The organism is Paracoccus sp. MBLB3053 (genome assembly GCF_031822435.1).
Taxonomy (GTDB): Bacteria; Pseudomonadota; Alphaproteobacteria; order Rhodobacterales; family Rhodobacteraceae; genus Paracoccus; species Paracoccus aurantius.
This window is the reverse complement of the sequence record NZ_JAVQLW010000004.1, coordinates 262,169-277,090: the sequence shown is the minus strand read 5'-3', so window position 1 is coordinate 277,090 and position 14,922 is coordinate 262,169. Positions and strand designations below refer to the sequence as shown.

The following is a 14,922-nucleotide window of genomic DNA, read 5'->3' as shown; positions in this document are numbered from 1 at the left end:
GACTTCGGAGGGGCTTGATCCAAGGTGCATCCGGTTGTATCCATAGGGATGCAAGGAATGGATCATGTCGGAACTCATCGAGGAAATGCCCCAGGGGCAGCTGGTCTATCGCCGGCTTCTGGACGAAATCCGCACCGGCCAGATGGCTCCGGGCGCGCGGCTGCGCGAGGTGGAACTGGCCGAACGCCTCGGACATTCTCGGACCCCGGTGCGCGAGGCGATCCGGCTTCTGGAGATGGACGGGCTGGTGGTGCATCAGCCGCGCCAGGGCGCCACGATCCGCCTGCTCGACTATGCCGAGGTGATGGAACTTTACGAGATGCGCGCCGTCCTGGAAGGCACCGCAGCGCGCCTCGCGAGCCGTGCCGCGAACGAGGCCGAGCTGCGCCAGCTGGCCGAGCTTAACACCGAATTCGCGGCCGCTCCGGACGAGCGCGCGGCGGCCGAGCTGAACCGCCAGTTCCACGCCATGCTGCTTGAGGCGGCGCGCAATCGCTTTCTTGCCCGGTCCATGCGCGGCCTGCAGAAGACCATGCTGCTGCTGGGGCCGACGACGCTGATGGAGACCGACCGGGTGGCCCGCGCCGCTGAAGAACACCGCCAGCTCATCGACGCGCTTCTGGACCGGGACGGGGCTTCGGCCGAGGCAAGCATGCGCGCCCATATGGAGGCGGCGCAGATGGTGCGCCTGCGCAAGCTGCGCCGGATCGAAAGGCCATTGGAGGATTGACCGTCCCAAGGGGCGGCTGAGGGGAGGCAGGACGTCCGAAATGACATGTCACGCAAGATGGGGCCGCCGGAAGCCAACCGCTCCGCGGGACGGCAAATGGGATCTCGTGGTGGTCGGTGGCGGCAATGCCGCACTTTGCGCGGCGATCACCGCGGCCGAGGCGGGGGCCAGCGTGATCATCCTTGAAGGGGCGCCGAAGCCCTATCGCGGCGGCAATAGCCGGCATACGCGGAACTTCCGCTGCATGCACGAAGCCCCGGTCTCGGTCCTGACCGGCAGCTATGGCGAGGATGAATATTTCGACGACCTGATGCTGGTGACAAAGGGGCAGACCGACGAGGCCCTGGCCCGCATGGTGATCCGCAACTCGGAGGGCTGCTTTTCCTGGATGGCGGCGCATGGCGTCCATTTCCAGCCTTCGCTGTCCGGCACGCTGTCGCTGTCGCGGACCAATGCCTTTTTCCTTGGCGGCGGCAAGGCGCTGGTCAATGCCTATTACAATGCCTGCGAGGATCTGGGCGTCACGGTTCTTTACGAAGCCCAGGTCAGCCACGTCCATCTCGAGGGCGAGCACTGCAGCCATGTCGAGGTCTCGGTCGCGGGCGGCCCGGTCCAGAGGATCGAGGGCAGGGGCTTCGTCCTCGCCTCGGGCGGGTTCCAGTCCGATATCGACTGGCTGACGCGGGCCTGGGGACCTTCGGCCGCGAACTTCCTGATCCGGGGCACGCCCTACAATCGCGGCACGGTGCTGCGGGACATGATCGACCAGGGGATCGAAACCGTGGGCGACCCGACGCAATGCCATTGCGTCGCCATCGACGGGCGCGCCCCGAAATATGACGGCGGCATCTGCACCCGCCTTGATTGCGTGCCGTTTTCCGTCGTGGTCAATCGCGACGCTGCAAGATTCTATGACGAAGGGCAGGATACCTGGCCCAAGCGCTACGCGATCTGGGGCCGGCTCGTCGCGGCCGAGCCCGATCAGGTGGCCTTCGCGATCATCGATGCGCGATCGCTTGATCTCTTCATGCCCTCGGTCTTTCCGCCCATCAAGGGCGCGACGATCGGCGAGCTGGCCGAACGGCTGGGGCTCGATCCCGGCAGGCTCGAAGCGACGATTTCGGAATTCAATGCCGCCTGTCGCCCCGGGAAATTCCACCCGACAGAACTGGACGGGCTACGCACAGAAGGGGTGGCCCCCCCCAAGACGAACTGGGCGCGCCCCATCATCGAGCCGCCCTTTTACGGCTATGCGCTCCGCCCCGGCGTGACCTTCACCTATCTCGGCCTGAAAGTCTCGGATCGGGCGCAGGTTCAGCGCCCCTACGGCGCCTTGGCCAATGTCTGGGCCGCGGGCGAGATCATGGCCGGTTCGATCCTGGGCCAGGGCTACCTGGCCGGCTTCGGCATGGCAATCGGCACCGTTTTCGGGCGCATCGCAGGCAAGGAGGCCGCAGAACATGTCCTTTGATCTGGTCCGTGCGGTCGAAATCCCCTTGCCGGACCTGCATGACGAAGCTGCCCGGCAGCTCGAAATCTGCAATGCCTGCCGCTATTGCGAGGGGTTCTGCTCGGTCTTTCCGGCAATGACCCGGCAGAAAAGCTTTGCCTCGGGCGATATCACCCATCTTGCCAATCTTTGCCATAATTGCCGGGGCTGCTGGTATTCCTGCCAATATACGCCTCCGCATGAATTCGCCCTGAACATTCCCGCGATCCTTGCCGAGGTCCGGCAGACATCCTGGCAAGATCATGCCTGGCCCGAACCTCTGGCGCGCGTCTTTCACCAAAGCGGGCTCGCCGTCGCGGCTGTGCTGGTCGGGGCGATCAGCCTGCTGCTACTGGTCATGTCGAGCGGATCTGTTTCGGCCGAGACGGATTTTTACGACCTGATCCCGCATGAGGTGATGGTCGCGATATTCCTTCCGGCCTTCCTCTTGCCCCTTCTCGTGGTCGCGATGGGGCTGCGCCGCTACTGGACTGCAACCGGTGGAAGGGCGGTCCGAGGATCAGAGATGAAAGCCGCATTTGCGAGCGCGATCAGGTTGCGGAACCTGTCTGGAGGTCAGGGACAGGGCTGCAATTTCGAAAAGCGGGACCGCTATTCCAACGCGCGTCGGCACGCCCATCAAGTGGTCGTTCTGGGCTTCATGCTCTGCCTGGCGGCCACTTCTGTCGCGACGGTGATGCATTATGCCTTCGCGATGCCTGCACCATATGGGCTGTTCAGCCCGCCGAAACTGCTCGGCCTGTCCGGCGGGGTCCTCCTTTGCGCCGGATCTGCATGTCTTGCCCTCCTGAAGCTGAAGGCGGATCGCAGCCTTGGCGCCAGCCGCGTCTGGGGCGGGGAAATGGCCTTCGTCCTGTTGCTTTTCCTGATTGCATCCAGCGGTCTTGCGCTTGATCAATCGACCGGCTGGGCGCTCAGGGCGTTTCTCGCCCTGCATCTGGGATCGGTCTTCGGCTTCTTTCTGCTGCTGCCCTATTCGAAAATGGTGCATGGGTTCTTTCGACTTGCCGCGCTCATCATTGAAGAACAGAAAAAGACTTAGCCCGGTTGGGGCCCCTCGGCCCTCGGACCCTGCCGAGACACCAAATCGCGCCCGGTCGAGCATCACCAGATCATGAGAGACGTGATCGGACACCTGCAGAGGCATCGTCCTGGCCGTCTGGGCCAGACATGACAGGGTGAGAATTATCCTTAGAAGTCATTGTAAAGCGGGCATGATCCGTTCTGGAATGCATCATTCGGGACGACGGGCGCTTCACGGCGCTCATGGGGCGAGTTGACACGGAATCCGCTTCACGTAGGCTTGCCGCCATGAGTTTCTGAGCAGGAAAGACGCCGCTTGACGCCTCCCGAAGACATTGCGCCCCGATTGTCCTGCCCCATCGCACTGCCCAGAGCTACGGGCAGTTGAGGGGCCGATGCCAAGCGGAATCGATGAAGAAGCAAGGAAGGCGGCCGATGCGCCACTGCGCGCCATGGCTTACGAAACATTGAGGCGCAGGCTGGTGACCGGTGCGATCACGCCCGATCAGGTCCTGTCTTCCCGCGCGCTCGCCCGCGAGCTGGGCGTCAGCCCGATGCCGGTCCGCGAGGCCGTCTCGCGTCTTGCGGCCGAGCAGGCTTTGGAAGTGCGCTCGAAAAGCAGCATTGTCGTGCCCCAGATGACCCCTCAGCGCTTCGACGATCTGCTGTTCAGCCGCATGCAGCTTGAACCTGCGGCAGCCATGCGCGCCATGCCCGAGGTGACCCAGACGCTGATCGCCGAGCTGAGCGATATCGACCAGCGCATGAATCGCGGCCTCGCCTCGGGCGATGTCGAGGCCTACATGCTCGGAAATTACGAGTTTCACTTCAAGATCTATGCAGCGAAGCCCGGCCCGACCGTGATGCGGCTCATCGAGACACTCTGGCTGCAATTCGGCCCGCTGATGCGCCTCGTCTTCGAACGCTATGCAGGCCGGCCCGCCGAAGAGGACCAGCATCCGGTGATTCTTGAGGCGCTGCGCGATGGCGACGCGGCCAGGCTGGGCGAGGCAGTGGCCGCGGATATCATGGACGGGATGCGGCTTGTGCAGGTCAGCATGAAACTGTCCTGCGATGATCGTCGAAAGGCCGGCGAGATAACTGCGATCTCAGATTCGCGTTGACAGTCTGAGATCACAGATCTAGCGTCCGGCCATCTATCCGAAACTCCCCATGCGCGGCCGGGCAGTGAATGGCGGGCGGATCTGGCCTTTAGACGGAGACCTGCATGCCTGACCACGCAAATGACGAGCTGATCCGGAAGCTGACCACGGCCTTGGGAAAGTCCGGCGTCCTGACGGATCCGGCGGACCGCATGGCCTATGAAAGCGACTGGCGCGGGCGCTATGCCGGCAACGCGATCTGCGTGATCCTGCCCCGCTCGACCCAAGAGGTCGCGCAGGCGGTCGCGCTATGCGCCGCGGCGGGCGCGTCGATCGTCCCTCAGGGCGGAAGGACGGGCCTGGTCGGCGGGGCAATTCCGCTGGCCGGAGAGGTCGTCTTTTCGCTCGAGCGCATATCGGCCCTCCGTTCGATCGACCCGCTTGGCATGACCATGGCCGTTGACGCCGGGATGACGCTTGGCGCAGCGCGCGCCCATGCCGCCCGGCACCAGCTGGATTTACCGGTCCTGATCGGCTCGGAAGGTTCGGCCCAGATCGGTGGCATCATCGCCACCAATGCGGGCGGCAGCAATGTGTTGCGACACGGCATGACGCGCCAGCGCGTCACCGGGCTCGAGGTCGTTCTGCCCGACGGACGTGTCTGGGACGGCATGCGCCCGGTCGCCAAGGACAATACCGGATATGCATTGCAGCAGGTCTTCATCGGCAGCGAGGGGACATTGGGCATCGTGACCGGTGCGGTCCTGCAATTGGTGCCTGCACCCAAGAGCGTGCTGACGGCATTCTGCCCGGTCGCGTCGATCGACGCTGCGCTGTCGCTGCTCGTCAAGCTGCGCAGCAGCCTGCCGGATGCCCTTGTCGCCTTCGAATACATGAACGCCGCGACCGTGGCGCTGATCTCGGACCAGCGGCCGGAACTCGCGGCGGCGCTGGCCCTGCCGGGTGGCCCCAGCGCCTGCCTGCTGATCGAAGCCGAGGATTTCACCGGCACCGAGGCGACGCAGGATCGCCTGCACGATGCCTTGGTAAGCGGGCTCGAGCGGGGCGAGATCACCGATGCCCTCCTGGCCCAGAGCGTCGCGCAGCGCGAGGCGTTCTGGGCCTTCCGCGAGGCGATCTCGTTCGCGCAGAACGGCCTTGGCCATTCGGTCAAGAACGATGTCTCGGTCCCGATCGGCAGCATTCCCGAATTGCTCACGAGGGGCAGCGCCCTGATCGCCGGGATCTGCGCCGATGCCCAGCCGATCTGCTACGGCCATCTTGGCGACGGGAACATCCACTTCAACGTCAGCCCGGCGTCGCGCGATCATGCCGATGCGCTGCGGGCCTGCGAACCCGCGATCAATGCCGCGCTCGCCGATCTGGCCGAGGGACTTGGCGGCAGTTTTTCGGCCGAACATGGCGTGGGTCAGGCAAAGCGCGACAGCCTTGCCCGCCTGCGGGCCGGGCCCGAACTCGAGATGATGCGCCGCATCAAGTCGGCGCTTGATCCGCAGGGCTTGATGAACCCCGGCAAGCTGCTCTGACCGGGCCGCAAGATTTCAGAAACTGGAGACGAAAATGTCCTATCCCAATCCGATGATGTTCATCGCCGGCACATGGTGCGCGGCCACGGACGGCGCCAGCCAGCCGGTCCTGAACCCCGCGACCGAAGAGGTGATCGGACATGTTCCCCTTGCAACCGAAAGCGACCTCGACCGTGCTGTCGAGGCCTCGGTCCGCGGGTTCGCCATCTGGCGCGATGTCGGCGTGTTCGACCGCTACAAGATCATGCGCAAGGCCGCGGAACTGCTGCGCGAGCGTGCGCAGAGGGTCGCCCGCAACCTGACCATCGAACAGGGCAAGCCGCTGGCCGAGGCCATGGTCGAAACCCTCGCCTGCGCCGATGTCATCGACTGGTTCGCCGAGGAAGCGCGCCGGAATTACGGCCGCGTCATTCCTGCCCGTGCGCCGAATGTCCATCAGCAGGTCATCCGCGAGCCAGTGGGTCCGGTTGCTGCCTTCACGCCATGGAACTTTCCGCTCAACCAGGCGGTCCGCAAGATCTCGGCGGCACTGGCGGCGGGCTGTTCCGTCGTGCTCAAGGCGCCCGAAGAGACACCCGCCAGCCCGATGGCGCTGGTCCAGGCCTTTGTCGATGCGGGCGTGCCTGCCGAGGTGCTCAACCTTGTCTTCGGCGTGCCCGCGATGGTGTCCAAGCACCTGATCCCGCATCCTGACATCCGCAAGATTTCCTTCACCGGATCGACTGCGATCGGCAAGGAACTGTCCGCGCTGGCCGGGCTGCACATGAAGCGCAGCACGATGGAACTGGGCGGCCATGCCCCTGCCATCGTCTTTGCCGATGCCGATGTGGATCAGGCCGCGAAACTTCTGAGCTTCAACAAGTTCCGCAATGCCGGGCAGGTCTGCGTGTCGCCGACCCGATTCCTGATCCATGAGAACGTGATGGACCAGTTCCTTGACCGGTTCGAGGCTGCGGCAAATGCGCTGAAACTGGGCGACGGGCTTGACGAAGGCGTGACGATGGGCCCGCTGGCGCATGCCCGCCGTCTGTCCGCGATGGAGGAGATGGTCGCCGATGCCCGCGAAAAGGGGGCCGAAATCCGCATCGGCGGGGCGCGACATGGCAACAAGGGCTATTTCTTCCAGCCGACGATCATGACCTCGGTTCCCGAGGATGCGCGGATCATGCATGAGGAGCCCTTTGGTCCGCTCGCGCCCATGATCCCCTTCCGCGACGAGACCGCGCTGATGGACGAGGTGAACCGTCTGCCCTATGGCCTCGCCGCCTATGCCTTTACCGCGGCCGCCGAAACGCGGGCCATGCTGGCCCGGAAGGTCGAAGCGGGGATGCTGACAATCAACCATCTCGGACTAGCCCTGCCCGAAGTGCCCTTTGGCGGCATCAAGGATTCAGGCTACGGATCGGAAGGCGGGACCGAGGCGCTCGACGCCTATGTCAACACCAAGTTCGTCACCCAGACGGCCTGATCTCGCCCAGTGCCTGCCGTTCGCGGCAGGCACAGGCCCATGTCGCTGACGATCAGGTTTCTGCGGTCCGGATTGACTGAACGAAGCCTTCGCAATCCTCGCGCACCAGCACAACGCGGGCGCAACTGTGCCCCTTGCGTGGATGCTTGGATCAGCTCGATCAGGATCCAGAGAATGCCTTGAGGGCGACGGCATGCGAGATCCGCAGGAAGGTCAGGACCATGATCAGGCCAAACAGGATCTCGGAGGCGCGTATTCATGGCGCGGGCGGCAGGACATAAAGCGTCAGGCCGAAGATCGCATAGACCATCAGCACGAGCACGCCAAGGAACCAGGTCGAGTGCCCGCCATTCGTGAGCATCGCAGCCGACAGCGCCGAGATCAGCATCATCACGACCGCACCGGGCCAGAAGTCGAGGCCCATCGGCGCGGGCCCGATCACATAGCTCAGCAGGACCAGGACCGGTCCGACGAAGAGCGCGATCTGAACCGCGCTGCCAAGCGCGATGCTGACGCTGAGGTCGAGCCGGTCCTTGCGCGCCGCCGAGAAGGCCGAGGCGAATTCGGCCGCGCCTCCGACCAGCGAGACGATGATGAAGCCGACGAAGGCGGGCGTGAGCCCCAGCGCCGCGCCCGCGACCTCGACCGAGGCCACGAAGATATGGCTGACCAGCGCGACGAGCACAGTGACGACGGCCAGCGTGATCAGCGCGACACCGATCGGCAGCACATCCTCATGGGCCTCGTGTTCGGCGCTGGCAAAGGCCTCCTTGTGGGTGCCGAGCGAGAAATACAGCCCCAGCACATAGCCCGCGATCAAAAGGACCGCGAGCATCAGGCTGAGCTTCTGGATCGCCACGGGATCGGTCACGCGATCGGCCGTGCCCACCGCCGAGGGCACCAGCAGCGCCACCGTCGCGATGAAGAGCAGGCTGGCCTGGAAGCGGGCGCCGACGCGGTTGAATTCCTGCACATGGTGGCGCAGCCCGCCCAGCAGGAAGGACGCGCCCAGCATGAAGAGCGCATTGGTGACGATGGCCCCCGCGATCGAGGCCTTGACCAGCCCGTATTGCCCGGCGGCCAGCGCGGTCAGGGCGATCACCAGCTCGGTCAGGTTGCCAAGCGTGGCGTTGATCAGCCCGCCCGCCGCGTCCCCGGTCTTCTCGGCCACGGATTCCGTCGCGAGGCTGAGGAGCGCGGCGAGCGGCACGATGGCCAGCACAGAAAGCAGGAACAGCAGGGTATGCGATCCGGGGGTGACCATCTCGAACAGCAACACGACGGGCACGAAGGCCAAGAGCCAAAGCAGCGGCGTGGCGCGGATCCTGCCAAGCAATTGGGTCACTTTGCACGCTCCTTCAGACGGTCAGCACGAGAATGGGGCCGAGCAGGGTCAGCGTCGCGTTCGAGATGGCATAGGGCACGGTATAGCCAAGCACGGGGGCCTCGTTTCCCGCGGCCTGCACGGCGGCGTTCAGTCCCGCCGTGCAGGTGAAGCATCCCGCCAGTGCGCCGCAGATCACGGCCGGGTTCAACTTCAGAACATAGCGGGCATAGAACAGCGAGACGACGATCGGCAGGATGATGGCAATGATCGCAAGGACAGGAAGCAGGATGCCTTGCTGCCTCAGCAGGGCCAAGGCCTGCGGCCCGGTGGCAAGCCCGACGCAGGCGATGAAGATCGCAAGGCCGAAATCCCGCAGATGCAGCGCGGTGGCGGGGGGCAGGCCGCCAAAGCTGGGATGGCGCGCGCGCAGCCAGCCGAACAGCAGACCTGACAGAAGGCAGCCGCCGCCGGTATGCAGCGCGACGGGCGATCCCGCGATCTTGATCGTGACCATGCCGATCGCGATGCCGACGATGATGCCAAGCCCCAGATAGACGTAGTCGACCGCGATGCCCTGATCCACCGCATAGCCGATGATCGGCTCGGCGCCGTCCAGCGCCTCGGGGGTGCCGTAAAGGGTCACGGTGTCGCCGGCTTCCAGCCGCATCTTCGGGCGGGGGACCAGGCTTTGACCCAAACGCGAGATTTTAGTGACATGGACGCCCCGGCGTTGCTCGGGATCGATGCGGGCGCGCACCGCCATGATGGTCTCGCCGATGAAGGCTTTGTTCGTCAGCACGACGGTCCGGGTCTCGCCCACCAGTTCGAGGCCGCGCATGTTGGTTGTCTCGGTGCCAAGGAAAGCGCCCGCCTGAAGTAGCTCGTCGATCCGGCCCAGCAGCGCAATTCGGTCGCCGATGGCAAGGGTTTGGGTCTTCGCCGCCTCGATCGGGCGGCCCCGGCGCATCATCCGCTGCACTGTGACGAAGCCGTTGAAGCGCTTCTCGAATTCGGCGATGTCGAGACCCGCAGCTTCCTGCCGCGTCACCTGATAGGCGCGGGCGACGACGCTGCGCAGCGCGGATTCCTGTTCCGGGCCAATTTCATCATCGCTGCCGATACCCATGACGGCAGTGTAGGCGGCGGCCTCGGCCGGAAGGTCTATCCGCATGATCCGGGGCGCGATCAGGCTGACGAAGAACACGACCAGAGTGAAGCCGAAGAGATAGGTAATGGCATAGGCCACGCCGATATTGGCCTGCATCGCGGCAATCTGGTCGGGCGGCAGAGGCAGGCTTCCCAAGGCCTCGCTGGCGGTGCCGACGGCGGCGGATTCGGTGATCCCGCCCGCCAGCAACCCCGCCGCCGTGCCCTTGTCCAGGCCGAAGACCTGCGCCAGCCCCCAGATTGTCAGGAAGATCAGGAAGCTTGAGACCAGCGACAGGTTGACGAGGCTGAGCGTGCTGCGCCCGAGGCTTTGGAAAAAGCCTGGCCCCGAGACATAGCCCAGCGAATAGATGAACAGGGCAAAGGCCATGGTCTTGATGTTCTCGTCGACCTCGACCCCGACCTGGCCCACGATGATCGCGGCGAAAAGCGTGCCCGCAATGCCACCGATCGGAATGTCCGCCACCTTGATCCGCCCGATGGCGAAGCCGATCGCGACGCAGACGAAGAGCACCGCGATCGGGGAATGCGCGAAGAAAGATCGGATCGCTTCCATGTTTCCGCCTTCCCCCTTGGGGTTCAGAGGATCAGCAGCACGATCACCAGCCCCCAAAGCGTCAAGAGCGTGTTGCTGACGGCATAGGGGACGGTATAGCCCAGCATGGGTACGTCGCTTTTGGCGACCTCGCCCACCATGGCGACCGATGCCGTCGAGGTCCGCGCCCCGCCGCAGCAGCCAAGATTGATCGCGTCATCGAACTTGAAAATGTACTTGCCGATATAGGGCGCGAGCAGCATCGGCACTGCGGTGGCGAAAAGTCCCCAGAAGAACAGCCCGAAGCCCGCCTCTTTCAGCCCGGCGATGAAGGTCGGCCCCGAGGAAATCCCAACGATGGCGATGAAGACATTCAGCCCGACCGAGTTCATGAACCACAGGGTGGGCTGCGGGATATTGCCGATCTGCGGCTTCACCGTGCGCAGCCAGCCGACCAGGATGCCCACGATCAGCGCGCCCCCCGAGGTCGAAAGCGTGATCGGAATCCCACCGACCGGCATTACATAGGCCCCGATCAGCCCGCCGATAAAGATGGACAACCCGACCAGCACCATATTCGTGACCGTCTGCGGGCGATCCGCGAAACCGACTTTCTTGACGAATTCGGCGACATGGGCGGTCGATCCGGCGACGCGGACGATGTCGCCCCGGTTCAGCATGGTCTTGGGCATGACGGGGATATTCACCGCCATCGAACCGCGCCGGATCGAGTTCAGATAGACCCCGCGCGTGTAGGGTTCCTTCGCCAGATCGATCAACTCGCGGCCATCCAGTGCCTTGCTGGTCAGCAGCACGTCGACGGCCTCGACCGGGATATCCAATAGATCTTGGTCATCGACCTCCTGGGTCTCGCCGAAGAGCTTCACCAGCACGTCGCGCTTGCCAGAAACTGCGACGAGGTCGCCCGCTTTCAGCACGGTCTCGGGGCTGGGGGTGACGAGTTCGCCATCGCGGCGGATGCGCTCGACAAAGATGCGCTCGCCCTCGGCCAGCGTCTCGACAGCGATTGCGGATTGGCCGACCGCCATGCCGCCTTCGCGCACACGATAGGCGCGCAGCTCTCGCGCGCGCCAAGCGCTCAGATGGCTCGCATCCTTGCTGCCGCCAGCCAGAACCTCGCGCTCATAGCGGGCGCAGGCCTCGGCGATGTCGACGCCCAGTATCTTCGGCCCGACGAATGCCAGGATCCAGCCGGTGCCGATGGTGCCGAAAAGATAGGTGATGGCATAGGCCACGGGCATCAGGTCCAGCTCGGCCTTGGTCTGTTCGGGGCTAAGCCCCGCCCCGTTGATGGCGTCCGTCGCTAGCCCTATCGAGGCCGAGATGGTCTGCGCGCCGGCGAGCAAGCCGGCGGCAAGTCCCGGGCCGTAACCCGAGACCTTGGCCGCGATCCAGACCCCGGCAAGGCACAGGACCGAAACCACGACCGCGAACAGCGCCTGCGGCAACCCGTCGGTCGCGATGCCGCGCACGAATTGTGGCCCGACCCCGAAGCCCACCGCAAACAGGAACATGATGAAGAAGATCGACTTCACCTGGCTGGAAATGTCGATCCCGATCTGGCCGATGACAACGCCCGCAAGCAGCGTCCCGGTCACCGCGCCAAGGCTGAAGCTGCCGAAGCGCCGCGCCCCCACCCAGTAGCCGATCGCCAGCGTCAGGAAGATCGCAAGCTGCGGGTTGGCGCGAAGCGTTTCCGCGATATAGCTGAACATGACTTTCCCCCTTACTTGCGAATGTGATCCTTGGCGTGGTCGGGACGGATCAGCTTCAGCCCCTTGGCGCGTTCGAAGCCGTGGATTTCCTTGACATCGAGCTTGCGCATGAAATCGATCGTCTCCTTCGTGATGACCTGCCCGGGCACCATGATCGGGAAGCCCGGCGGGTAGGGGATCACGAAATTGGCCGAGATCATCGCCGGGCCGGATTTCAGCCGCTTGTCGACCTCGGGACTGTCGAGAGGGACATATTCGCAGCCCTCGGCGTAATAGGCGCTGTAGAAGGCCGAGCGCATGTCGCCCTCGGGGGTCTTCTTGCCGGCATCCCAGCGGAAGGCCTCGTGGAACTCGCTGAAATTCGGCAGGTCGGGCACGTCGGTCATCAGCGACTTCACCCGCGCCGCGAAAGCCGCGCGGCCATTCTCGCCGCCGCGGGCCAGATCGGCCTCGATCTTGCGGCTGATTTCCAGAAGCACCCGGATCAGGTTCGCGACATCGCTGCGGGTGTTGTTGATGTTCGATTGCAGCAGGACCGAGTTGCGCGAGGTCTTGTTGAACTGGATGTCGTAATCATCGGCCATCAGCTTCTTGAACTGGGTGCCGTCATAGCCCGCCGTGCCGCAGACCAGCGTCATCCGCGTCGGGTCAAGGCAGAACTCGTCTTCATGCATGGAACGGACCTGGTCCTCCCAATCCGTGCCGGGGGTCAGGAAATCGGTGAAGCCGGTCTGGCGGTACTCGGCGGGGATCATCTGGTCGGCGCCGAGGATGCGGAAATATTTCGAGATGACCGGATGGGCATTGACCTCCTTGCGGATGTCCAGCGCGATCTCGATCGCATTGGCGACGAGGCCGTAGCCTTCCAGCTCCATCTGGCGGCGGGCAATGTCGAGGCTGGCGATCAGCTGCTGGTTCGGGCTGGTCGAGGCATGGGTGAAGACCGCCTCGTGGAACTGCGCCTCGACGCTGGCGAAATCGACGTCGCGGACCAGCAGCATCGAGCCCTGCCGCAGCGCCGACATCGACTTGTGCGTCGAATTGGTCTGGTAGACCCGCAGCCGGATCTGGCGCGGATCGGGGATCAGCCGGGTTTCCATCAGCTTCGCCGCGGACGGGTTTTTGCCCAACTCCTTCGCTTGGGCCTCGTGGGCCTCGACCGAGGCCGGGTCCTCCATCCAGGCCGCGATGGCCTCGGCCGCGCCCATGGCGGTGCGCGGCCGCAGGAAGGGCGACCAGCGGGCAAAGCCGAACCAGGCCTCGTCCCATAGGAAGATCAGGTCGGGCTTGATCGCGAGGCATTCCTCCATCACCCGGCGGGTGTTGTAGATATGGCCGTCGAAGGTGCAATTGGTCAGGTCGACCATCTTGGCGCGGTCAAGCCGCCCGTCGGCCTTGAGGTCCAGAAGCGCCTTCTTGATGCTCGCGAGCGGCACCGCGCCATACATCGAATATTCCGTCATCGGGAAGGCGTCGATGTAAAGCGGCTGGCCGCCAGCCAGCACGAGGCCATAATGGTGCGACTTGTGGCAGTTGCGGTCGAGAAGCACGATATCGCCCGGCGCGACCAAGGCCTGATGCACCATCTTGTTCGAGGTCGAGGTGCCATTGGTCACGAAGAATACATGATCCGCGCCGAAGGCCCGCGCCGCCATGTCCTGCGCTTCCTTGATGTTGCCCGTGGGCTCCAAAAGGCTGTCGAGCCCGCCGGTCGTCGCGCTGGATTCGGCAAGGAAGATGTTCAGCCCGTAGAACTCGCCCATGTCGCGGATCCAGTCGGACTTGAACACCGACTTGCCGCGCGCGATCGGCAATGCGTGGAAGGTGCTGATCGGGCGCATCGCGTATTTCTTGAGATTGTCGAAGAAGGGCGTGCGGAAGCGGTCGTCGACGCCTTCGAGGATGCACAGATGCAGCTCCAGCAATTCCTCGACCGAGTAAAGCACGCGGCGCAGCCCGCTCGCCCGCGCGTCGCCGGCGATGCGTTCGACATGGCGGTCCGAAAGCAGGTAAAGGTCCAGTTCCGGCCGGATGCGCTTGATCGCATCGGCCAGCGACAAGGGCAGGTCGGCCCCCGCGATGGACGCCGCATCCAACCGGGCCGAGGCCAGGAAATCGCGCAGCACCGGCAGTTCGGCAGCGCTTTCATGCGCGAACCCTTCATAGATCGTGACCGCCGAGATTGCCGGGTTCAGGATCACGGCGCAGATCGCCTCTTCGAAGCTGCCGACCGGGACGGCCTCGTAGATGAAGGCATCTTCGGTGCGACGCAGGCGGCGCATCTGCTGGGTGATGTTCTCGCCCCGCGTGGCCGCGCCCGGGGCGACGACCAGGACCTCGAAATAGGGCCGATGCCCGCCGGCGCGCGCCAAAGTCGGGGTGTTGAGATCGGGCGGGGTTTCGGCCGCGGCCTCGGCGGATTGCCAGTCCGCGGGGTCGGACTTGTAGGACCGCGTCAGGATCGATTCCGAGATCCGTTGCGCCAGTGCCGCGGCCGCGCCGGATTGTCCGGCCTCGATCCGTTGGCGCAAAGTCGCGAGCAGGGATCGCCCGGGATAGGCAAAAAACCCCTCATAAGCCTCGATATCGTCAAGCAGCGATGCCGAAAGCGCCGCACCTTCCCCGCTTCGCGCCCAGTCAGCGCAGGCGGCATTCAGGTAACGCCAACGATCATTTCGCGCCCCCGGAAACGCGAAAAAGTGGTCGACTCTTTTGATTCTGGAATCGGTCGTGGGTTTGTCCATTCCGGCCTCCCCTTCAGCGCTTGCGGCAACCT

The 14,922-nt window shown here is 64.4% G+C and carries 10 protein-coding genes; 6 read left to right on the top strand and 4 right to left on the bottom strand.

Annotated elements, in window-relative coordinates; all coding sequences use genetic code 11:
* Positions 1 to 64 precede the first annotated feature (64 nt).
* The 6 genes from RGQ15_RS19885 to RGQ15_RS19860 all read left to right on the top strand — a co-directional run bounded on the left by RGQ15_RS19885 (position 65) and on the right by RGQ15_RS19860 (position 7,381).
* Positions 65 to 730: a GntR family transcriptional regulator gene (locus RGQ15_RS19885; RefSeq protein ID WP_311162567.1), complete on the top strand. Its 666-nt coding sequence runs from the start codon at positions 65 to 67 to the stop codon at positions 728 to 730.
* Positions 731 to 770: 40 nt separating this feature from the next.
* Positions 771 to 2,201, top strand: coding sequence for an FAD-dependent tricarballylate dehydrogenase TcuA (gene tcuA, locus RGQ15_RS19880; RefSeq protein ID WP_311162565.1), 1,431 nt, complete (start codon positions 771 to 773; stop codon positions 2,199 to 2,201).
* Positions 2,191 to 3,282, top strand: coding sequence for a tricarballylate utilization 4Fe-4S protein TcuB (gene tcuB / locus RGQ15_RS19875; protein WP_311162563.1), 1,092 nt, complete (start codon positions 2,191 to 2,193; stop codon positions 3,280 to 3,282). The genes tcuA and tcuB overlap by 11 nt, the downstream gene beginning before the upstream one ends.
* 376 nt (positions 3,283 to 3,658) lie before the next feature.
* Entirely contained in the window at positions 3,659 to 4,387 is a 729-nt protein-coding gene (locus tag RGQ15_RS19870; protein ID WP_311162562.1) for a GntR family transcriptional regulator, read from the top strand.
* Positions 4,388 to 4,491: 104 nt separating this feature from the next.
* A complete protein-coding gene (locus tag RGQ15_RS19865; protein ID WP_311162561.1) occupies positions 4,492 to 5,913 on the top strand; it encodes an FAD-binding oxidoreductase in 1,422 nt (473 codons plus the stop codon).
* 34 nt (positions 5,914 to 5,947) lie between these two features.
* A complete protein-coding gene (locus RGQ15_RS19860; protein WP_311162560.1) occupies positions 5,948 to 7,381 on the top strand; it encodes an NAD-dependent succinate-semialdehyde dehydrogenase in 1,434 nt (477 codons plus the stop codon).
* 256 nt (positions 7,382 to 7,637) lie between these two features.
* On the opposite strand, the gene cax is transcribed toward RGQ15_RS19860, so the two are convergent.
* From cax to RGQ15_RS19840, 4 genes are read right to left on the bottom strand one after another with little or no spacing between them, the layout of a single operon-like run.
* Positions 7,638 to 8,726, bottom strand: a complete 1,089-nt coding sequence (cax, locus tag RGQ15_RS19855; protein ID WP_311162559.1) for a calcium/proton exchanger — start codon at positions 8,724 to 8,726, stop codon at positions 7,638 to 7,640.
* 13 nt (positions 8,727 to 8,739) lie between these two features.
* Complete coding sequence (gene aspT / locus RGQ15_RS19850) at positions 8,740 to 10,431, bottom strand: aspartate-alanine antiporter (RefSeq protein WP_311162558.1); 1,692 nt, start codon at positions 10,429 to 10,431, stop codon at positions 8,740 to 8,742.
* A 23-nt stretch (positions 10,432 to 10,454) separates the two neighbouring features.
* The gene (aspT, locus tag RGQ15_RS19845) at positions 10,455 to 12,146 is read right to left on the bottom strand and encodes an aspartate-alanine antiporter (protein ID WP_311162557.1); all 1,692 of its coding nucleotides are present in this window, start codon (positions 12,144 to 12,146) and stop codon (positions 10,455 to 10,457) included.
* A gap of 11 nt (positions 12,147 to 12,157) precedes the next feature.
* Complete coding sequence (locus tag RGQ15_RS19840) at positions 12,158 to 14,890, bottom strand: ornithine decarboxylase (protein WP_311162555.1); 2,733 nt, start codon at positions 14,888 to 14,890, stop codon at positions 12,158 to 12,160.
* Positions 14,891 to 14,922 lie beyond the last annotated feature (32 nt).

What these genes read in the sequence shown, in the direction of transcription:
- RGQ15_RS19860 (WP_311162560.1), top strand. Translation starts at nt 5,948, where the DNA reads ATGTCCTATCCCAATCCGATGATGTTCATCGCCGGCACATGGTGCGCG.
- tcuA (WP_311162565.1), top strand. Translation starts at nt 771, where the DNA reads ATGACATGTCACGCAAGATGGGGCCGCCGGAAGCCAACCGCTCCGCGG.
- tcuB (WP_311162563.1), top strand. Translation starts at nt 2,191, where the DNA reads ATGTCCTTTGATCTGGTCCGTGCGGTCGAAATCCCCTTGCCGGACCTG.
- RGQ15_RS19885 (WP_311162567.1), top strand. Translation starts at nt 65, where the DNA reads ATGTCGGAACTCATCGAGGAAATGCCCCAGGGGCAGCTGGTCTATCGC.
- aspT (WP_311162558.1), bottom strand. Translation starts at nt 10,431, where the DNA reads ATGGAAGCGATCCGATCTTTCTTCGCGCATTCCCCGATCGCGGTGCTC.
- aspT (WP_311162557.1), bottom strand. Translation starts at nt 12,146, where the DNA reads ATGTTCAGCTATATCGCGGAAACGCTTCGCGCCAACCCGCAGCTTGCG.
- RGQ15_RS19840 (WP_311162555.1), bottom strand. Translation starts at nt 14,890, where the DNA reads ATGGACAAACCCACGACCGATTCCAGAATCAAAAGAGTCGACCACTTT.
- RGQ15_RS19865 (WP_311162561.1), top strand. Translation starts at nt 4,492, where the DNA reads ATGCCTGACCACGCAAATGACGAGCTGATCCGGAAGCTGACCACGGCC.
- RGQ15_RS19870 (WP_311162562.1), top strand. Translation starts at nt 3,659, where the DNA reads ATGCCAAGCGGAATCGATGAAGAAGCAAGGAAGGCGGCCGATGCGCCA.